The following is a 20,808-nucleotide window of genomic DNA, read 5'->3' as shown; positions in this document are numbered from 1 at the left end:
GTGCCTGAGCTTGTCTCAGCTCTCCTGTCCTGTTCCTATTCCCACTCTTGTTAGTATCTTAAGTCATGTATAAACACAAATTAAAATACACTACCTATCATCACAGTTTTACCTCTGTGAAAAATCCTCTTTAGAGAAGCCCTGGCCAATTCATTGGTCAGGGCTTCTCATTATTTCGTGTATATCTGCTTGACTATGGCTTCGATATCCATATCCTGTACTGAGAAATCAAGGACGTTGAAGCTGTGGAGCACGAAGTTCATGATGCTTGAGATGCTTATCTCGTTCCTGTTGAAATTGATGACAGCCTGGTTGTCTTGTACTATAAAACGGAGATTTTCCTTTGTGCTTCCGTCTATGGTCTGATAAATGGAGGAGAGGCTTTCAATGACTGCATCTTCATTGTCGTACCTGAGGTCGAAGGTTATTTTCCTCTCAAAGCCATAGTCCTTCCTTATCTTGTCTATACCGCCGTCGTAGAGAATGGAGCCTTTGTCTATTATGATTATCCTGTGGCAGAGCTCCTCGATATCGCTCATGTCATGGGTTGTAAGGACTATTGTAGTACCGTATTTTTCATTCATGTCCTTGATGGCTTTCCTGATCCTTTCCTTGACGACTACATCCAGGCCTATTGTAGGTTCGTCCAGAAAAAGGACCTGGGGATTGTGGAGCATGGAAGCGGCAAGGTCTGCCCTCATCCTCTGGCCAAGTGACAGCGTCCTTACTGTCTTGTCCATGAAGGTAGAAAGCTCGAAGACCTGGTCGAAATATTTCATCTGCTCCTCATAGAAGTCATCCGGTACCTCATAGATCTCCTTCAGAATCGAATAGGTCTCTCCAAGAGGAAGGTCCCACCATAGCTGGGTCTTCTGTCCGAAAACGACACCGATGTGCCTGGCGTTTTCAGTCCTCTCTTCATAGGGTATTCTTCCATCTACCTTGACATAGCCTTCAGTCGGAGTAAGTATACCTGTCATCATTTTAATGGTTGTAGATTTTCCGGCACCATTTGCACCGATATACCCGATTATCTCGCCTCTTCTGATGTTGAAGGAGACATCCTTCACGGCATCTATGCTTGTATACTCACGGCTTACAAGAGATTTAAGAGTGCCCTTTATTCCTTTTTCCTTTTTGAATGACTTGAAGCTTTTTGTAAGCCCGCTTACTTCTATCATCGTTCCTTTAGTATCCATTATGTGCCTCACCTCCTTAGTCTGTTTAGTTCCCGACGCTTTCATATCGCTTCATTCCGCGCTTGAATGTGGTATAGCCAAGTGTCAGTGCAAGGAAGCATATTATTGAAACCTTCAGGAGCGTCGGAATCAGGTCTGCCTCACCCAGAAAGTAAGAGGCCGGGATATATGCAGTCAGCGCAAATGGCACAATGTAGGTAATAAATGTCTTTATGAACTTGTGGTATATCTCCAGCGGGTACTTGGCGAAATCGCTCATTGAGTAGAACATGAACAGTATCGACTGGCTTCGCTGGATCCAGAAGGCAAGTGCAGCGAAGAACAGCTTGATGCTTGTGTAGATTAAAGTTGCAAGTAGCACAAGCACAATGAATATCAGCACTTTGAAAGGTGTGAACTGTATTCCTCCATTTATGGAAGAGTATGTGACCAGTATGATTCCTATGATGACTTCGCCTATGCCGTCAGGCTGGAATTTCTGTGCGATTATCTGGAACAGGGGATTCAGAGGCCTCAGGAGATATCTGTCGAATTCTCCATTGACAACTGAATTGCCTGCGAACAGCCACAGGTAATCGGTGAACATGTGGTCCAGACCCCTTGGGATGTTTGCGAATCCATAAATGAACAGGAGCTCGTGGAAGCTCCAGCCAAGAAGGTCAGGTATCTGCATGAATACAAGGGCGATGAAGGCGATTCCTCCGAACTGAGTAAGGAAGAAGGCCAGCACTCCGACAAAGAAGTCAGTCCTTGACTGCATAAGGGTCTTCATATACTGGGCGAGGAACATTCCGTATAGCTTGTAGTATCGTCTGAACGTCTTCATATTAACCTCCAAGTATGGTCAGGCGCTTTATGGCACTTTTCCACACAAACTGAGTTATCCCTGCAAGTATAAGCACCCAAACCACCTGGACTCCCATATTCCTTAACAGCTCAAGTCCTGTGTATTTCCCCAGGTAAACCATGACCGGTGTGAATATGAGTCCTGCAAAGGGTAAAAATGCGAATACTGACCGGAAAGCCTGGGGGAAGAAGGTAAGGGGGATGAGGCTTCCTGAAAGGAGCCTTACCACTGCTTCCTTGGCGAATACGAATCCGAAGACGTACTCAACGAAGAAGGCAGCCAATCCGAAAATGTAGTTGATATAAAAAAGTATGAGAGAGCTTAAGAATGCGCTCAGGAAATAAACTGCTATGCGAAATGGTGATGGCAGCATTCCCAGTGCAAAGTAGTTGTATGCCGAATAAGCAGTCCAAAGAGGAAGGAATATGAACAGAAAGTTTGCAACTAAGCCCCCGATGCTTGCGAAATACTGCCTCAGCTGATAGCTGACAGGCTTGATGAGGTTCATTGCGATGTTTCCGGTCCTTACGTCCTCTCCGATTGCCCAGTGCACATCGTTGTTTATAAGCATGCCTGTGACTGTCGACATCACTACATATCCCGTCATCTCCCTGAAGGTAAAGCCCTGGATCACTGATTGTGTCGAGCTCTGGAATATGGCATACCAGATATACAGCAGCACCATGGTCTGGAACATGTCACCTAAAATCCAGACATAGAAGTTCATCCTGTAGGCTGCAAAGGCCTGAATTACGCCTCTGGTGAACGGGAGGTAGGTTTTAAGAAGTCTCTTCATGTGCAGCCCCTCCTTTACGGTGAAATTATACCACTAACCACATTTTGGTGGTATAGCCGAATGACTTCTCAGGATATATTCTATGATGTATTTTTCAAAAAGGAAGGAACCGGGTCAGATGACCCAGTTCCCGTTCCTGAAAATGTCCATTGTATTGCCTTCGTGGTCTGTAGCTGTGATATCGAGGGAAGGTCCTCCGACCATGAAGTCAACATGGATCAGGCTGTAGTTTGCACCTTTTTCTGCAAGCTCATCCTGGGTCATGGTGCTTCCATTCCTTATGGAATATCCGTATGCCCTGCCAAGTGCGAAATGAACGGAGGCATTTTCATCAAATAGTGTGTTGTTGAATAGTATTCCGGTGTTTGATATCCGTGAATCATCTTGTACCAGGGCAACCTCGCCAAGATACTTTGCTCCATCGTCGTTCTTGAGCAGGGCTTCAAGCACCTCTCCGCCCTTTGCAGCGTAGTATTCAGTGACTGCGCCGTCCTTGAAGGTGAAGCCGAAGTCCTCGACGATCTTGCCGTTGTAGCTAAGTGGCTTTGTCGACCTAAGAGTTCCGTTTACCTTAAGCTTGTGTGGTGCAGTGAATACCTCTTCTGTAGGCATGTTCGCCATGTAGGGAACACCCTTTGAGCTGTCGCTTGAGCCTCCGATCCACCAGTGGTCACTTGCCAGGTATACCTCCAGGTCCGTTCCTGGTGCCTTGAAATTGAGCTTCTCGAAGTTCTTTCCATTGAGGTAGTCCATACGCTTCTTTAGGTTAGCATCATGCTCCCTCCAGGAGGCAACAGGATCCTCATGATCTAGCCTCGAAGCCTTGACTATTTCATCCCAGAGAGCTTCGACAGCCTCATCACCCTTTAATCCAGGAAACACCGATTCAGCCCAGGGGATTGATGGCACTGCAACTATCGCCCATTTTGTTATTCCTGTCATCCTGTATCGCATTACGGGAGCCATGGCAGTAGAGGATACCTTCTGATAGGCTCCTACCTTCTCCGGATCGGCATCCTTAAGAAGCTCAGGGTCCGGGGAGATTATGAAGAGATGGTGGTAGTTGTCCTTGTACATTCCCTCAAACATGGCTGTCTTCCATGCGGGGAATTCCTCGAATGCTATTTCCTTTCCGCTTAAATATCGTGATAGGGTAACCTTGTCATCGTTGACTATAAGCTCCACATTCTTTGCACCTAAGGAGTATGCTTCCTCAGCAGCAAGGCGTGCGAGTGGCAGTCCGTCTGCACCAGTTGTAATTACAAGACCTTCCTTTTCTTCAAGGTTAATCCCGACCCTTACTGCAAGGGCAGCATATTTTTTCAGCATGTTGCTTCTGTCTTTCATATTATCCTCCAAAAACATTTATGCATAAAGTATAGCATAAGGAGAAGTTTATGCATAGCAAAGCCGCCATTGACGGCGGCAAGGTTTGTCACTAAATTGCGTTATCTGGGTGATCTTCATCAGCTTCTGAAAAGCTCCATTTTGGATATCCTGTCAAATGCCTCCTCAAGCTTTTCAACAGGTACAGTAAGTGCAAGCCTCAGGTAACCTTCTCCAGAGTCTCCGAAAGCATTTCCCGGAACCACAAGAACATGTGCTTCCTCAAGAAGCCTTCTTGTAACTTCAGCAGAGGACAGGCCAGTGCCCTTGATGTTGACGAAAAGGTACAGGCTTCCTCTTGGCGGAAGTACTGTCATGTTCTTGAGCATTCCGATCCTCGCGCAGGCATAGTAGGTTCGCTTCCTGTATTCGTCGATTATTGGCGGCTGGACCTCGTTTCTCATTCTGAGTGCGTGTATGGCCGCCCTCTGGGATATTGAAGGTGCAGTGAAGACATTGTTCTCGTTGACATTCTTCACAGTTTTTACAATGTACTCTGGAGCAAGTATGTAGCCGATCCTCCAGCCTGTCATGCAGAAATCCTTTGAAAAGCTTCCGATGGTTATGGTCCTGTCCCTCATTCCTTCAATGGTAGTCATTGGGATGAAGGGCTCAGCGTAGCTGAAGGCAGTGTAGATGTCATCTGACACAATGAGTATGTCATGCTCTCTGGCAACGTCTGCTATGGCTTCCAGCGTCTCCCTTGAGAAGCAAGTGCCTGTAGGATTGTTCGGAGTGTTAATTATAATTGCCTTTGTCCGTTCAGTTATTGCCTTTTCAAGGTCAGCGACATCAAGCTGGAAGGCATTCTCCTCCCTGGTTACCACAGGAACCGGGATACCTCCGGCAAGCCTTATCTGCTGAACATAGGGCGTGAAGTACGGCTCGTGAATGATGACTTCGTCACCATCGTCAAGTATGGTCTCCATGACCAGCCACATGGCGTGGCAGGCACTTGTGGTGACCATGCATTCACCAAGCTCCACATCATATCCGTACTTTTCTGTGTAGAAGTCCATGATTGCCATACGGAGCTCAAGGTCTCCAAAGCTGTCAGTATAGTGGGTGTGACCGTCAATGGCATCTCGGAAGGCAGCCTTTATTATCCTCTCATCCGTAGTCAGGTCAGGATCCCCTATGCTGAGGTTGATGAGGTCTGTATAGCTTCCTGCAAGCCCTACGCTGTCTCCCAGTGCTGTCGAATTGTCCTTCCAGTATCTTTTGGCTAAAAACCTGTGCTTCAATTTCAAGTTCCCCTCTCGTATCTGTTAAATAGAATGATACCATAATTCTGCCTTTGAGTTAACAGTGGAACTGATTGATCGAATTGAAGGAAATTACAGAATGGGAGGTCTGATTGTTTAGGACATGTAAAATGTGCGTTAATTTTGCGGTAATATGGCACAGCTTTTTCGGAGATTGTTGAAATCATTCCTTGTATCATGTAACCAAGGGAAGGGGATCACGACCTTACAGGCGATTGCCCCTGACAAACACAGACTGGAAGGAATGATTTAAATGTTAAATATCAGAAAGAAAGTATACCAGGGGCTTGCAGCTGCAGCACTCTCAGGAATGATCCTCACTGGATGCGGAACCGCTGCCACCACACCTACGAGTGTTACCGCAGGAACAAACGGCACGGCTACTACAACAACAGGGCAGAGCACTTCGGAAACCACAGTCTCTTATACAGGAAACATAGCGGTGGAGTTCGGAACAAACGATTCAGATGACTCATATGACGCGGCAGCAGCGACAACCATAAAGCTTAGCGGTTCATCTGCTTCCATTTCCGGACAGGGTGCCACAGCAGCTTCAGGTAAGGTGACCATAAGCGCTGCAGGTACCTACATACTTTCCGGTTCATTCGACGGACAGGTTCTCATTGAGGCATGGGACGAGGACATAGTAAGGATTGTGCTTGACGGCGTTGACCTTGTCAACGAGAGCGGATCTGTAATCAATGTAGTGAGCGCAGATAAGGTTATATTGATACTTGCAGAGGGTACAAAAAATACTGTTACAGACGGAGCGGGTTATAGCTTTTCGGGAACTGATACCGAGCCTGATGCGGCAATCTTCAGCAAGGATGACCTGACAATCAATGGCTCAGGGTCACTTACAGTAAGTGCCAACTACAGCCATGGAATAGTAAGCAAGGATGACCTGAAGATAGCATCAGGGAAAATCACAATAACTTCTGTTGGTGATGGTCTCAAGGGCAGCGATTCGGTTGCGGTGAAGAGCGGAACTGTAACAATCAATGCCGGTGGTGATGGAATACAGGCAACCAATGATACTGAAGCCGACAAGGGCTATGTCTGGATAGAAAGCGGGATAATCGATATTACTGCTGAGCTTGATGGTATCCAGGCGGTAACTGCGGTAATAGTGAAAAACGGAACGATAGATGTTACAACCGGCGGCGGAAGCGGAAATGCAAGCACGAGTGCATCATGGGGAACATGGGGAAAGAATGGAACAGCTGCAACGTCCTCGACTTCAGATAGTGCCAAGGGCCTTAAGGCAGGAATTGATGTAACTATAGACGGCGGTACGATCACAATCGACTCTTCAGATGATTCCATACATTCAAATGAAAGCGTAACAATCAACGGCGGAAGCGTAAGCATGTCATCCGGAGATGACGGAATCCATGGTGACACTGCTGTTACCCTCAACAACGGCGACATTAACATTGCAAAGGCCTATGAGGGAATAGAGAGTTCAAAGATTACAATTAATGACGGCAATGTAAGGCTTACGACATCCGATGACGGATTTAACGCTGCAGGAGGAGCCGATGGCTCCTCCCTTAACAACAGGCCGGGACAGAACAGCTTCAGCAGCACCTCCGGAGTAGCGCTTGTCATAAACGGCGGATACATATATGTCAATGCAAGCGGAGATGGTCTCGATTCAAACGGCAACCTTGAGATGAACGGCGGTATCGTATTAGTAAGCGGACCTACTGCTAACAACAACGGAGCTCTGGACTACAACGGAGAATTCGCCCTTAACGGTGGGTTTCTCATAGCTGCAGGAAGCTCAGGCATGGCAGAGGCACCTGGGACAGGATCTGCACAGAACAGTGCAGCAATATTCCTGACATCGCAGACTGCAGGTACGCTTGTAAGGGTCGAGGATTCAGATGGTAATGTAGTGGCGGCATTCAAGCCTGCAAAGGCATACTCGTCAGTTGTCGTATCTTCACCAGAGCTTGAGAAGGGCGAGGAGTATACTGTGATACTTGGCGGAACCACGACGGGCACTGAAGCTGACGGCTACTTAGCAGATGGCACATTTTCCGGAGGAACCGAGGCTGTCAGCTTAACAGTTTCAGGAGCTGTGACCCAGGCATCACAGTCAGGAGCGCAGACTGGCGGCATGGGCGGACCTGGTGGCGGAAGGAAATAGATGAATAATAAAGAAAATAACAAATAAGAAAGCAGAAAGGCCTCCATTGAAGGATACGATCCTTCAACGGAGGTCTTTACTGCGCCTTGGTTATCTTATGTTCATCGCCTGCCTTATCAGTTCAGCGATTTCGGTATTGTCTATGTAGCTTCCCCTTACTGAATCTGATTCGTCAGCATATGACTTCAGAAGTCTTGCTGCATCTCCCTTGGCATAAAGGGGGATTATGCTGTTGGTGTGGTCTGTGCTGTTCCATTCCATTCCCGGAAGGACGCCTGCGCCGTTGTTGACTATTGAAGTCCACATGGGATCAGATTCAGTTCCTGAGTTCGGTCCAGTGAGGTATCCTGTCTCATGGTCGCCTGTGACAATTAGAAGAGTCTCTCCCCAGTTGCTGTTCTCTCTGACCCATGAGTTGACCGCTTCAACTGCCTTGTTGAAGTCCATCTGCTCCTCAATGACTCTTCCTTTCTGGTTTGCATGTCCTGCCCAGTCAATCGCTCCGCCTTCTATCATGAGGAAGAATCCGTCCTCATCGTTGTCGAGGACATTGAGTGCAACATTTGTTATAGTCGCAAGGTCAGGGACATTGTCGTTAAGTGGCACTGCATATGGGTCAGCAAGTCTGTCTCCACCTCTCGCCTGCTGAAGGGTTGTCGCTACCTGAGGTACCCCCACGAGCCTTGAAGGCGTTTTCCCGGTCTGTAGGGCTTCAAACTCTTCCTTTTCCTGGATGAGTGTCCACTTGTCAAGCTCATCAACAATGCCATCACCGTTGGCGTCTGAAACCTCAAGAGTTCCCTCAACAAGGGCATTCCAGGTAGCAGAGCCACCTACAAACCTGTAGTTTGGTGTAATCATCAGATCTCCATTGTCATTGTAGTAAGGATTTCCTGCTCCTATGATTACATCTGTGGCACTGTCCTTGAGCATCTCATTGGCTATCTCAGAATAGTTGTTCCTGCTTGCATTATGGGCTACGAAGCCTGCTGGGGTAGCGTGGCTGAATTCTACTGAGGAAACAACTCCGGTTGCTTTTCCTGCTGCTTCAAGGTCTTCTGAAATGTGTCTCAGGACTGATCCGTCATCATCGACTCCGATTGCAGCATCGTAGGTCTTTTCTCCGGTAGACATTGCTGTGGCTGCTGCTGCAGAATCGGTAGGCCTGTTCTTAAGGTAGTCGAAGGAATCCCAGGCTGCAGTTGGGTCGTATGAACCGACTGAGTATGTGCTCATTCCCATCTGGAAGGGGAAGCTTTCATAGAGCTGAGTTCCCAATTTACCATACTGGTAGTAGTCGGTAGCTGCTATCTGGTTGTAGCCCCAGCCGTCACTGATCATTACTATCACGTTCTTTGCTATGGGCTTTTTAGTCTTGTTCTCAAGTGCTGAAGCGCTTAACTGTGAACCAGCGGCAAGGACCAATACAGATGTAAGAGCTGCTGCGGTAGCTTTTTTTGCAATTCTTCTCATTCTTTTCCCTCCAAGTGAATCATTATGTTCTTTTTAGGTCACAAGCAAATGATAACAGGAGGAGGTAAAGTCAGTTTGAAGTCGGGGTTAAGGGATGTTAAGCTTTGGGTCGGATTAATTAACAATGTTGATATGAATTGACAGAAAGAGGAACATCATTTTTGGTTGAGATAGCTGCCAATATTTCCATGAAGGATTTTTTTGGTACATGACAAACAGGACTTCGTGTAATATGATGTAGAAAATACGGAAATAAATAAAGGATGTGTATTAAGTGATCTATGACAGGCTGGAAAATATCGGGAACTATTCGTTTCTGCACCCGAATCTCACGAAGGCGGTAAGATATCTTCTCGAGGAAAATATCTTAAACCACAAGGAAGAGAAGTTCGTAATTGAAGAAGGTGAGCTGTTTGTGAACCTTATCGAGAATATGCAGGGAAGACCTGAGGAGAAGAAGTACGAATGCCATCATGACTTCGTGGATATCCATATTACCCTTGAGGGACTCGACTACATAAGGTCCACTGATGAGTCGAATCTTGTTGTGACTTCTCCTTATGATGCTGAGGGGGATTATCTTCTTGGCGACTGTCCGGGAGATGAATATGCTGAAGCCTACATACCGAGAGGATGCTTCGCACTCTATCTTCCGAAGGATGCCCATATGGTGAATGGCACTCCGAAGGAGAGAGGACGTGTAAGAAAGTTCGTCATGAAGGTCAAAGTGAAGTAAATAGTCTGAATTTGCCTGCAGCTTTGATGAATCATCAGCTGCAGGCATTCTTTTTCTAGTTATTGGAAGAAAGTTCCAACCGAAAAAAGTTTTTGGAAGAAATTTCGATTTTCATCTTGAGTTTCATAAATTCATGTGTTAAGGTAAGTGTAATAGTTTACAGGTCGTGCTTGGGAAACGAGATTGACCTGGAAAACATTTTAAGGGGGAGAAAAATGAAAAAACGTATCAGTGCGCTTATCGCCACCATGATGCTTGCAGCGGTTCTTGCCGGCTGCTCAGGAAAGGCTGAACCTACAACTCCTGGAACTCCGACTACACCGTCTGAAACATCAGGCAAGGCGAGTGTTCTCTATTCAAACGGTGGCCCTGTTGAATTCTTTGAACATCCATGGCTTAACCCGGCATCGTATATGCATCAGAAGGCAATGTATGATCATCTGCTTGTTGCTGACGAGAACCTTAACCCGGTTGCAGGCGCTCTTGCGAAATCATACACTATGGCTGCAGACGGAACTAAGCTTGAATTCGAGCTGAGAGACGATATATTCTGGCATGACGGAGAGAAGATAACTTCAGCTGATGTAAAGTGGTCAATAGAGTACGCTCTTAAGATCACCGGTCTCAACGCAGTCTTCGCATCGACCTTCAAGGCGATAAAGGGTGCACCAGAATTCATAGCAAAAACCGCAACTGAGATTTCAGGCATAAAGGTTGACGGAGCGAAGATCACAATAGAGTTCGCGAAGGTTGCTCCTGATGCGCTGCTTGCGTTCACACAGTTCGCGCCGCTGCCGCAGAAGCATTTCAAGGATGCTGATCCTCTAAAGTTCCAGCAGGCTCCATACTTCCAGGCTCCTGTAGGAAGCGGACCGTTCATGGTTGATGAAGTAAAGCTTAACGAGTACACAACTCTGAAGCCTTTCGACAAATACTATGGCGGAGCTCCAAAGTATTCCATATACCTTTCACCAAGCCCTGGAGATTCAGACCCGAACCTTGTTACAAACGCTCAGTCGGGAATGCTTGACTACGCATATACAAAGAGCGTTGACGCAGCAAGCTCACTGAAGGATGTTCCCGGACTTACAGTAACCCAGGTAAATATCAGATACACAAGGCTGTTCTACCTCAACAAGTTCGACAAGAAGGACGGAAAGAAGTCACCTCTTGCTGACGTAAAGGTTAGGCAGGCGATAAAGTACGCTATCGATATGGAATCAATCGCCAAGAACCTCTTCAAGGGAGCAGCTGTTCCAGCGAACAGCCTTACACCTAACGAGGCTACAAAGGCTGCAGGACTCAACGACTACAAGTATGACCCTGAGAAGGCAAAGGCTCTGCTTGCTGAAGCAGGATGGGATTCAAAGACTGTCCTTGACGTGGTATATTACTACACCGACCAGCTAACCGTTGATTTCATGGCAAGCATTCAGTCATACCTTAAGGCAGTAGGCATAGAGATGAAGTTCAGACTCCTTGAAGGAGACCTTGGTACTCTTCTCTGGACACCACCTGCTGACCAGAAGAACGGACCAAGCGCAGTTGATTGGGATATGGCTTATGCGGCTAACGCAGCGCTTTCTCTCCATGAATACTACGACAGATACAGGACAGGATCATCCTCCAACTCACATACACCGGAAGATCCTAAGCTGAATGAGCTTATAGATGCTACAAACTCTACATTCGACTCTGCGGAAATGACTAAGGCGTTCAACGAACTTCAGAAGTACGAGAACGAGTCAATGTTCACAATGGCGCTCTACTACCAGCCGGTTTTCGTTGTTCAAAGCGACAAGATAACCAAGGGAGCCGCAAAGTACGGCAATCCTCAGTTCTCATACAATTGGAACGTTCAAAATTGGGAAGTAGCAGCAAAGTAACATATATTTAGTGCTTGATGTATAGCTGTGGTTTTCTCCACAGCTATATTTTTTAAAAAGGAGGAAAAATGGTTTCATATATTATCAGAAGGCTGTTGTCCATGCTGCCGATGATCCTCATCATCACATTCCTTATATATCTCGGCCTTGAGCTTACTCCTGGCGACGCAGTATCCCATCTTATCCCGCCGGATGCCATGGCCAACATATCCCCGGAGCAGCTGGCTGCACTGAGAGATGCATACGGACTTAATGATCCGTTCCTGCTGAGGTACTTCAGGTGGCTTTTCGAGATGCTGAAGGGCAATTTCGGATTCAGTATTACATCAGGTGTCAAGATAGCTGACATTGTTGCCAGGAACCTTTCATCGACTGTAGAACTTTCTGTAGCCGCACTTCTGATATCAACAGTCATAGGAAGCATACTTGGTCTTGTAAGCGCCCTCAAGAAGGGAACACTTGCTGACAACGTGCTGACTATCGGAGGAATGATTGGAGTATCCATTCCGCAGTTCTTCTTCGGACTGGTAGTCATAATGGTTTTCGTCCTTAAGTTAAGGCTATTCCCTATTAAGCTCCTGCCTAACCAGACTTCGTTATACGACGAACTCAGGGTCCTTTTCCTCCCTGCCATGGTGCTGGGAGTATCACTTACAGCAGGTGTCATGAGATATGCCAGGGCGTCAATGCTTGACGCAATGAACAAGGAGTATATCAAGACTGCAAGGAGCAAGGGGCTTCCTGAGTGGAGAGTTAACCTTGTCCATGGCTTCAGAGTTGCTCTGACTCCGGTTATGGTCCTAATAGGCTTCAGGCTTCCAATGCTTATCGGCGGATCCGTGGTCATAGAGACCATATTCCAGAGACAGGGAATAGGAAGCACCTTCGTCACAGCGGTAAGAGGCCAAAATTATCCTCTTGTCATGATGATTGCTCTGTTCTCAGTGGTTGCGGTGCTTGCATCGAGCTTCATTGTAGACATACTCACAGCCGTGCTTGACCCTAGAGTCAAGCTGGATTAGGAGGAGACATGGCAGTAAACAAGAGACTAAATAAAAAATTCGATAAGATAAGGGCCATGGAGGAAGCTGGACAAAGCGGTGGTAAGACCATGAACAGGAGCCTCAGGAAGCTCCTGAAGAACAAGCTTGCGCTTCTAGGTATGGTGATTTTTGCAGTCATAATACTAGCTTCGATTCTTGCTCCCCTGCTGACAAGCTATGACCCTCTTGGAGTTGATATGCAGAGTGTGCTTCAGCCTCCTAGCGCAGAGCACATCCTTGGAACTGACAAGATAGGAAGGGACATCTTCTCAAGGGTCCTGTATGGAGGAAGGATCTCCATACTTGTAGGTCTTGGAAGCGCTCTTGGAGCGGCCACAATAGGAGTGCTCCTAGGAGCATACGCAGGCTATAAGGGTGGAGTCATAGACAGGACGATACTAAGGATATCCGAGATATTCATGTCGTTTCCACAGATAGTACTGGTGCTTCTTCTAGTTACGATCCTCGGGCAGAGCCTCAGGAACCTTCTCATCATATTCATCGCTACCGGATGGGGAAGCGTGTACAGAATGACAAGGGCGAGGATGCTGTCGATAAGAGAGGAAGAATATGTACAGGCACTGAAGGCTTTCGGACTAAGCGACGTCATAGTCTGCTATAAGCACATGCTGCCTAATGCAATCGGACCGATACTTGTAAACATAACGCTAAGCACCGCCATGTTCATACTTGAGGAGGCGTCACTGTCATTCCTCGGACTCGGTGTACCTCTGGAAATAGCCACATGGGGCAACATTCTCAATGCAGCGCAGGACCAGACAGTCCTTCTTCGGAACTGGTGGATCTGGCTTCCAGTAGGGCTTATAATATCTCTCTTCGTTATGAGCGTCAACTTCATGGGTGACGGTCTGAGAGATTCTGCGGACCCGACGCAGCAGGGTTAAGGAGGCAGCGATGGAACAGGACAAGATAATAAGTGTAAATAATCTCAAGACATATTTCTATACAAACGAAAGGTGCAACAGGGCTCTTAACGGAGTATCCTTTGACATCAGGAAGGGAAGGACACTTTGTGTCGTAGGTGAATCGGGCTGCGGAAAGAGCGTAACAGCAGCATCGATAATGCAGCTTCTGCCTGATCTTTCAAGGATTGAGGAAGGCTCGATCACCTATTACTCTGACAATGAAGAGATAAGGATAGACCAGCTTCCGAAGAACGGAAAGAAGATGAGGTCCATAAGGGGTGGGGATATCGCTATGATATTCCAAGACCCGATGACCGCCCTTAATCCGGTTTATTCGGTAGGTTTCCAGATTTCAGAAAACCTGAAGGCTCACACCAAAATGACCGGCAAGGAAGCTCATGCAAGATCAATAGAGCTCCTTACTTTAATGGGAATACCAAATCCTGAGCAGAGGGTCAATGAATATCCTCATCAGTTCTCAGGAGGAATGAGGCAGAGGGCCATGATTGCCATGGCAATGAGCTGCAATCCGAAGGTACTTATCGCGGACGAACCGACTACTGCCCTGGACGTTACGATCCAGGCACAGATATTCGAGCTGATCATGAAGCTGAAGAAGGAATTCAACACGGCGGTTCTTCTGATAACCCACGACATGGGCGTTGTCAACGAGGTTTCCGACGAGGTTGCTGTCATGTACATGGGAAACATCGTTGAAAGCGGAGTTACCAAGGAAGTGCTGACTAATCCGGCTCATCCATATACAAGGGGACTGCTCCAGTCCATACCGATACTCGGTAAGGGCAGGAACCAGGACCTGAAGCCAATCAGGGGATCAACACCGGACCCATACAACAGGCCAGTTGGCTGCCAGTTTAAGGACAGATGCGATTTTGCAACAGACAAGTGCATGGAGATGCCTGGCGAAGAAATAGTCGAAGGCAACCACATGGTACGATGCTGGCACTATAAGGAGGTGCTTTCAAATGGAAAATAAGGAAGTTCTCCTGAGTCTAAAAAACGTCAAGACATATTTCCCTGTCAAAAAGGGAGTCCTGAAAAAGACAGTGGGCTATGTCAAGGCTGTGGATGATATTTCCATCGATGTGTACAAGGGCGAGACCCTTGGACTTGTCGGGGAGTCAGGCTGTGGAAAGACAACGCTTGGGAAATCCATACTGCAGCTTATCAAGGCTACAGACGGGACCATGGAATACAAATTCGAGGATGGGATGAAAGACCTGAGGAAGCTTCCTGGCAGCGAGCTGGACAATGCAAGAAAGAAGCTGCAGATAGTTTTCCAGGATCCACACTCATCTTTAAATCCTGCATTCACCATCTTCCAGTCCCTTGAGGATCCTCTGAAGAAATTCGGGGTAAAGACCAGGGAGGAAAGAAGGAAAATAATCGGAGACCTTCTTGAGGCTGTCAACATGAGAAGGGAATACATGGACAGATATCCCCATGAGTTCTCAGGCGGTCAGAGGCAGAGGATAGGAATAGCGAGAGCTCTTTCAGTAAATCCTGAGCTCATAGTATGCGATGAAGCGGTAAGCGCACTGGACGTGTCCATACAGGCACAGGTGCTGAACCTGCTCAAGAAGCTCAAGGAAGAAAGGCAGCTTACCTACATATTCATAACCCACGACCTGAGCGTCGTCGAGTACATAAGCGACAGGATCGCTGTAATGTACCTTGGAAGGATAGTTGAGCTGGCAGATGCTGACGAGCTATACAGGAACAAGCTCCATCCATACACACAGGCACTGCTCTCAGCAATATTCGTCGCTGAACCCGACAGGAAGACAAACAGGATAATACTTGAGGGAGATGTCCCCAGTCCTTCCAAACCGCCTTCAGGCTGTACCTTCCACCCCAGATGCTCATATTGCATGGAAAGGTGCAAAACGGAAAAGCCTGAACTTAAGGAATACGATATTGACGGAAGCAAACACCATGTCGCTTGCCACTTTGTAGATGAAGAAATCGAAAGGAATGTGAAGAATGGCTAATTTTAACATATCAGAGATCAAGGGAGTAATACCTGCACTTTTAACCCCGTTTACTGCGGAGGAGGAACTTGATGAGAAGGGCCTGAGAGCTCTCGTATCACACCTCATCGGTGTGGGTGTACACGGACTTTATATTGTCGGTTCAACAGGAGAAGGCTTCCTCATGTCACAGGATGAGAGGAAAAAGGCAGTTGAGATCGTAATGGACGAGGTAAAGGGAAAGATTCCTGTAATAGTCCATGTAGGTGCAATATCCACCAAGCTTTCAAAGGATCTTACTGTTCACGCTTACGAATCTGGCGCGGATGCCATATCTTCAGTGCCACCCTTCTACTACAAGTTTTCAGAGGAGCAGATCATAGGCTTCTACACGGACCTTGCAGAGGCAAGTCCGCTTCCGATGATAATATACAACATACCTCTTGCAGGACTCATGGGATACGGAACTCTGGTAAAGCTTGCCAAGATTCCGGGAGTTAAGGGAATAAAATACACATCAACCACACATTTCGAGATAACTCAGCTGAAGTCAGACATCGGTCCGGATTTCATGGTATATTCCGGTGCTGATGAGATGGCCCTTTCAGGACTTCTTGCAGGATCAGACGGAATAATCGGTTCGACCTACAATGCTATACCTGATACATTCCTTGCCATATACGATGCTTTCGTCAAGGGAGACATCGAGAAGGCGAACAATGTCATGAAACAGGGTGTCGAGGTAATCATGCAGATGCTCAAGTACGGAAGCCTTATGTCGCTGCTTAAGGCGATAAACAGGTGGATTGGAGTTCCTGCAGGCTATGCAAGGAAGCCTTTCTCCAACTTCACTGAGGCTGAAGAGGCGTCAATCAGAAAGGATTTCATAGCTCTCAAGAAGAGACTTTCGCTGACTGATGTTAAATTCATAGATACTTTAGAAAAGAATGAAGCTTAGGAAAAGCATAGAGACCGACATCCTGGTAATTGGATCTGGAATTGCAGGGGTTTGTGCAGCAATATCAGCTGCCAGGGAGGGGAGGAGTGTGCTCCTCACCTCCTCGGCCAATATATTCTCAGGCTCCACATTCTATCCTGGTACCTGGGGCTTCGGTCTGGTAGGTCCGGATGGAGAGGAAGATAATGGTGAACTCCTTGAAACCATCAGGAGCGTAGGGTCAGGGATGATAGACGAGAAGGTTGCAAGAGCTTTCGTCGAAGGGCTTAACAGCTCGGTTGACGAGCTTGAGTCTTTGGGAGTCGAGCTCATGAAGCCCTCTGAGGATGCCAAAGGAGAGAAGGAGTATATTCCCTGCTTCGACCACAAGCACAGGAGATGGAGAGGGCTCACAAAGAAGAAGCTCCTTAGCAGCCTGCCCTTGATACTCGAGGAATCAGGAGTGAAGACACTCCCGTTCTTCCAGATGACGGAGCTTGCAATGAATGATGGAATAGTCAGCGGTGCAGTCGGAGTCCTGAATAAAAAGGATCCAGTGTATATCGCTGCAAAAGCTGTCATACTCGCTAGCGGGGGCCTTGGCGGATTATACAAGAGAAGACTTACAACAGATGATGTGGATGCAACAGGAACTGCGGCTGCCATGAGGGCAGGAGCTAGTGCGGTGAACCTTGAGTTCATGCAGATAATGCTGGGATTCGTAAGGCCGTCATTCAAGACCATATACAATGAAAAGACCTTTTTCGCATCAAGGTTCACTGATAGGGATGGTAATGACTTCATCGGGAAATACCTTCCGGAAGGACTTACGGAGCAGGAGGTTCTTGATGCAAGAAGCCTGCACGGACCGTTCTCATCAGAGACGATCTCAAGGTACCTGGACATCTCCTTTGCAAAGGAGATGGAGAGAGAAAAGACAGATGGGCTTAACTTAAGGTACGACCTTGATAGGCTCAATGCCGGAAGTGAATTCGTAAAGGAATACTTCAGGTGGCTAAAGGAAGAAAAGGGAGTATCAGCTGAGGAAGAGATCATTCTGGCACCGTTCATGCATGCATCAAATGGCGGGATCGAAATCGATGAAAATGCCAAGACTTCGGTTCCAGGACTTTATGCCTGCGGAGAATGCACAGGCGGAATGCATGGTGCTGACAGGATCGGAGGACTTTCCACAGCAAATGGAATTGTGTTCGGCTTCAAGGCTGGAAGGTCGGCAGCGGGATACAAGAGAAATAATGATACGGATAAAGCAGCTGAGCCTGATGAAGCTGAACTTGAAGTCTTCAGCATAAAGAATGCAAAAGAAAAGCTGGAGGCTCTCAGAGAGGTCATGTACAGGGATGCATTTCTTTCGAGAAGCAGAGAAAGCCTTGAGAGAGTGAGGGATTTCATTGGTTCCCTGGTGCTTGAAAAAGGCAGGTGTTTGACAAAGAATGGATCCTCGGATTCATACATGCTTGAATACCTTGATTCGAACAGACTTCTTTCATCAGTTGAAATGGCAAAGGCATGCATTGAAGCCATGGACCTGAGGAAGGAGAGCAGAGGCTCACATTACAGGGAGGACTATCCCCAAAAGGATGAAAGCCTTGTAACGATGATCAGGGTAAAGTTTGAAAATGGAGAACCAATAGCAGCATACATGGGAGGCAATGAATGAAAAGGATCGGGATAGCAGGAATAGGCCAGATAGCAGGAGACTACATGTCGATCTTCGGTGAAGGTATGGTGGATGGAGCAGCTTTAGCAGCCCTATCCTCGAGAAATACCGTTAAGGCGGAGGAAGCTGCAAAAAAGTGCGGGATTTCTGACATCAGGATATTCGACAGTTATACTGACATGCTTGATTCAGGCCTCGTGGATGGTGTGATAATAACGACTCCACACACACTTCATGCAAAAATGGCTGAAGAAGCCATTGCCAGAGGGATAAGCGTACTTGTCGATAAGCCTCTTGGAGTAAGTACCATTGAAGTAGAGAGGCTTGTCACATTGGCTGATGGCAGACCTGACCTTGCAGCAGGGGTAATGGTAAACAGGAGAGCTAACAAATTATACAGGAAGGTATGGGATATTGTCCGATCGGGAAGCCTTGGGGAACTTAGACGTTCATCATGGCAGATAACCAACCTGTACAGGACCTATGCCTACTACAGGTCTGGCTCCTGGAGAGGGAGCTGGAAGACTGAGGCCGGCGGAGTGCTCATGAACCAGGCGGTGCATCAGTTCGACCTCCTGCTTTGGATAGCAGGGATGCCTGAGAGAATCTCAGCCTACACTGCAGAAGGGCTGCACCGGCCTGTGACCACTGAAAATGATGTGACACTTGTTCTGTTCTACGAGAACGGCGCTACAGGTACTTTCACCGCATCTACCCACGAGTGCCCGGGAACAAACAGGCTGGAGCTGTCCTTTGACAGAGGTCAGATCATCGTTGAGGATGATTCAAGGCTTACGGTGAGAACACTCTCGATGCCTGAGGAGGAATTTGCAAGGACTGAAACCGGCTACTTTACAAAGGTGCCATGGACTGAAGCCTTCGAGGAAATTCCGATAGTTCCCAACAAAGTGGAGCAGGCAGCAACAATACAGAATTTCGTGGACGCAATTGATGGAGCAAAGGACATTCAGTGCTCCTTCAGGGGTGGAAGGGACACGGTGAGAGCGGTTAACGCAGCATACCTGTCAGCATGGACGGGAAGACCAGTCGCGGTCAATTTTGATCCTGACGAATATGAAGTGGCTTATCAGAGGAAGGTATCCGAGGAAGAGGGGAAGAACGCATGGACAGGAAAAGAATAGTTTGCTTCGGCGATTCGAATACATGGGGATATGATGCAGGGACTGGCGGAAGGTTTACTGATAGTGTCAGGTGGACCACACTTCTTCAGGAGCTTCTTGGAAGTGAATGGGAAGTAATTTCTGAAGGTCTCTCGGGTAGAACAGCGGTCTGTGATGATCCGCTATTCGAAGGTCTTAATGGACTTGACTACATTCATCCATGCCTAATGAGCCACAACCCTGTAGAGCTTGCGATAATCATGCTGGGAACGAATGACACCAAGGAAAGGTTCTCCTTCACATCCATGAACATCGCTCAGGGAATAGCAAGGCTTGCTGTAAAGGCAAGGTCAGTTAAGGCTGGTCCTGGCGGAACGGGGACAAAGGTCCTGGTGGTATGCCCTCCTGTAATAGGTGAGCGCTACATCGATTCGGAGATCGGTGCAGCTATGGGCAAAGGCTGCGATTTAAAATCCAGGGACCTTGCCAAAAATCTATCCTCTTTGCTGGAGCTTGAGGGAATACCCTTCTTCGATTCGGGAAAGACGATAGGAATGAACAGGATCGACTATATGCACCTGGACGCTGATGGACACAGGAAGATGGCTGACCTTATGGGTGAGCTGGTGAACGGAATAATGTCGGGTGAAAACCTGAACAATAGGGAGGACATATGAGGACAAAACAGGAAGTACATGAGGCAATAAGGAACAAGGTGGTAGTATCATGCCAGGCGCTGGCGGATGAACCACTGCACAGTGCGTTCATAATGGGAAGGATGGCTTATGCTGCCTTTCTTGGCGGAGCAAGCGGAATAAGGGCTAACAGCGTAGTTGATATAAGAGAAATCAAGAAGACAGTAGATCTTCCAATAATCGGCATCATAAAGCAGGATTACGAGGGCTCTGAGGTATATATCACGCCCACAATGAAGGAAGTGGATGCCCTTTGCGAAGAGGGTGTGGACATCATTGCGATTGATGCTACAATCAGAATGAGACCGGATGGAATGACCATAAAAGAGGCATTTCCGATAATCAGGGCGAAATATCCAAATCAGCTCTTCATGGCTGACTGCTCGAATTTTGAAGAGGCGAAGCTTGCTTCAGAGCTTGGATTCGACTATATCGGAAGCACAATGGCTGGATATACCCCATACACGGAAGGAAGGGTTCTTCCTGCACTGGACCTTATCGAAAGGATGGTCAAGGAGCTGGATGCACCGGTAATAGCTGAGGGAGGGATATCAACTCCAGAAGAGCTCAGGGCTGTGCTTGATCTGGGGGTCCATGCTGCAGTGGTCGGTTCTGCAATAACAAGACCCATGGAAATAACCAAGAGGTTCATTGCGGCGGCTTACAAATAG

Annotated in this window: 18 protein-coding genes; 12 read left to right on the top strand and 6 right to left on the bottom strand. The window is 47.4% G+C overall.

Annotated elements, in window-relative coordinates; all coding sequences use genetic code 11:
• Nucleotides 1-170: 170 nt before the first annotated feature.
• The 5 genes from J2Z34_RS11820 to J2Z34_RS11800 all read right to left on the bottom strand — a co-directional run bounded on the left by J2Z34_RS11820 (nt 171) and on the right by J2Z34_RS11800 (nt 5,472).
• Nucleotides 171-1,181: an ABC transporter ATP-binding protein gene (locus tag J2Z34_RS11820; protein ID WP_209460077.1), complete on the bottom strand. Its 1,011-nt coding sequence runs from the start codon at nt 1,179-1,181 to the stop codon at nt 171-173.
• 43 nt (nt 1,182-1,224) lie between these two features.
• The gene (locus J2Z34_RS11815; protein ID WP_209460071.1) at nt 1,225-2,025 is read right to left on the bottom strand and encodes an ABC transporter permease; all 801 of its coding nucleotides are present in this window, start codon (nt 2,023-2,025) and stop codon (nt 1,225-1,227) included.
• A gap of 1 nt (nt 2,026) precedes the next feature.
• Nucleotides 2,027-2,842 carry an ABC transporter permease gene (locus J2Z34_RS11810; protein ID WP_209460070.1) on the bottom strand — a complete coding sequence of 272 codons (816 nt, stop codon included), beginning with the start codon at nt 2,840-2,842 and terminating at the stop codon, nt 2,027-2,029.
• A 114-nt stretch (nt 2,843-2,956) separates the two neighbouring features.
• Entirely contained in the window at nt 2,957-4,189 is a 1,233-nt protein-coding gene (locus tag J2Z34_RS11805; protein WP_209460069.1) for an aminopeptidase, read from the bottom strand.
• A gap of 119 nt (nt 4,190-4,308) precedes the next feature.
• Entirely contained in the window at nt 4,309-5,472 is a 1,164-nt protein-coding gene (locus J2Z34_RS11800; RefSeq protein WP_209460068.1) for a pyridoxal phosphate-dependent aminotransferase, read from the bottom strand.
• 274 nt (nt 5,473-5,746) lie between these two features.
• On the opposite strand from J2Z34_RS11800, the gene J2Z34_RS11795 reads away from it, so the two are divergent.
• Complete coding sequence (locus J2Z34_RS11795; protein ID WP_209460067.1) at nt 5,747-7,648, top strand: carbohydrate-binding domain-containing protein; 1,902 nt, start codon at nt 5,747-5,749, stop codon at nt 7,646-7,648.
• Nucleotides 7,649-7,738: 90 nt separating this feature from the next.
• Here the strand turns inward: J2Z34_RS11795 and J2Z34_RS11790 are convergent, their stop codons facing one another.
• Complete coding sequence (locus J2Z34_RS11790; RefSeq protein WP_209460066.1) at nt 7,739-9,121, bottom strand: alkaline phosphatase; 1,383 nt, start codon at nt 9,119-9,121, stop codon at nt 7,739-7,741.
• 274 nt (nt 9,122-9,395) lie between these two features.
• Here J2Z34_RS11790 and J2Z34_RS11785 point away from each other — a divergent pair, with 274 nt between their 5' ends.
• The 11 genes from J2Z34_RS11785 (at nt 9,396) to J2Z34_RS11735 (ending at nt 20,808) form a co-directional block, all read left to right on the top strand.
• Nucleotides 9,396-9,857, top strand: a complete 462-nt coding sequence (locus J2Z34_RS11785; protein WP_209460065.1) for a NanQ anomerase/TabA/YiaL family protein — start codon at nt 9,396-9,398, stop codon at nt 9,855-9,857.
• Between the two features lie 215 nt (nt 9,858-10,072).
• Nucleotides 10,073-11,743 carry an ABC transporter substrate-binding protein gene (locus tag J2Z34_RS11780; RefSeq protein WP_209460064.1) on the top strand — a complete coding sequence of 557 codons (1,671 nt, stop codon included), beginning with the start codon at nt 10,073-10,075 and terminating at the stop codon, nt 11,741-11,743.
• 68 nt (nt 11,744-11,811) lie between these two features.
• Complete coding sequence (locus J2Z34_RS11775; protein ID WP_209460063.1) at nt 11,812-12,765, top strand: ABC transporter permease; 954 nt, start codon at nt 11,812-11,814, stop codon at nt 12,763-12,765.
• Between the two features lie 8 nt (nt 12,766-12,773).
• Nucleotides 12,774-13,691: an ABC transporter permease gene (locus J2Z34_RS11770; RefSeq protein WP_209460062.1), complete on the top strand. Its 918-nt coding sequence runs from the start codon at nt 12,774-12,776 to the stop codon at nt 13,689-13,691.
• 10 nt (nt 13,692-13,701) lie between these two features.
• Nucleotides 13,702-14,709 (top strand): ABC transporter ATP-binding protein, encoded by a 1,008-nt coding sequence (locus J2Z34_RS11765; RefSeq protein ID WP_209460061.1) that lies wholly within the window; start codon nt 13,702-13,704, stop codon nt 14,707-14,709.
• Nucleotides 14,699-15,724, top strand: coding sequence for an ABC transporter ATP-binding protein (locus tag J2Z34_RS11760; RefSeq protein WP_209460060.1), 1,026 nt, complete (start codon nt 14,699-14,701; stop codon nt 15,722-15,724). The genes J2Z34_RS11765 and J2Z34_RS11760 overlap by 11 nt, the downstream gene beginning before the upstream one ends.
• Nucleotides 15,717-16,661 (top strand): dihydrodipicolinate synthase family protein, encoded by a 945-nt coding sequence (locus J2Z34_RS11755; protein WP_209460059.1) that lies wholly within the window; start codon nt 15,717-15,719, stop codon nt 16,659-16,661. Before J2Z34_RS11760 ends, J2Z34_RS11755 begins: the two co-directional genes overlap by 8 nt.
• On the top strand, nt 16,651-18,321 hold the full coding sequence (locus J2Z34_RS11750) for an FAD-binding protein (protein WP_209460058.1): 1,671 nt from the start codon (nt 16,651-16,653) through the stop codon (nt 18,319-18,321). Before J2Z34_RS11755 ends, J2Z34_RS11750 begins: the two co-directional genes overlap by 11 nt.
• A complete protein-coding gene (locus J2Z34_RS11745; protein WP_209460057.1) occupies nt 18,318-19,463 on the top strand; it encodes a Gfo/Idh/MocA family protein in 1,146 nt (381 codons plus the stop codon). Before J2Z34_RS11750 ends, J2Z34_RS11745 begins: the two co-directional genes overlap by 4 nt.
• A complete protein-coding gene (locus J2Z34_RS11740) occupies nt 19,445-20,119 on the top strand; it encodes an SGNH/GDSL hydrolase family protein (RefSeq protein ID WP_209460056.1) in 675 nt (224 codons plus the stop codon). The genes J2Z34_RS11745 and J2Z34_RS11740 overlap by 19 nt, the downstream gene beginning before the upstream one ends.
• Nucleotides 20,116-20,808, top strand: a complete 693-nt coding sequence (locus tag J2Z34_RS11735; protein WP_209460055.1) for an N-acetylmannosamine-6-phosphate 2-epimerase — start codon at nt 20,116-20,118, stop codon at nt 20,806-20,808. The genes J2Z34_RS11740 and J2Z34_RS11735 overlap by 4 nt, the downstream gene beginning before the upstream one ends.

Source organism: Youngiibacter multivorans, assembly GCF_017873395.1.
GTDB classification, from domain to species: Bacteria; Bacillota; Clostridia; order Clostridiales; family Clostridiaceae; genus Youngiibacter; species Youngiibacter multivorans.
This window is presented reverse-complemented; position numbering and strand designations above follow the sequence as displayed.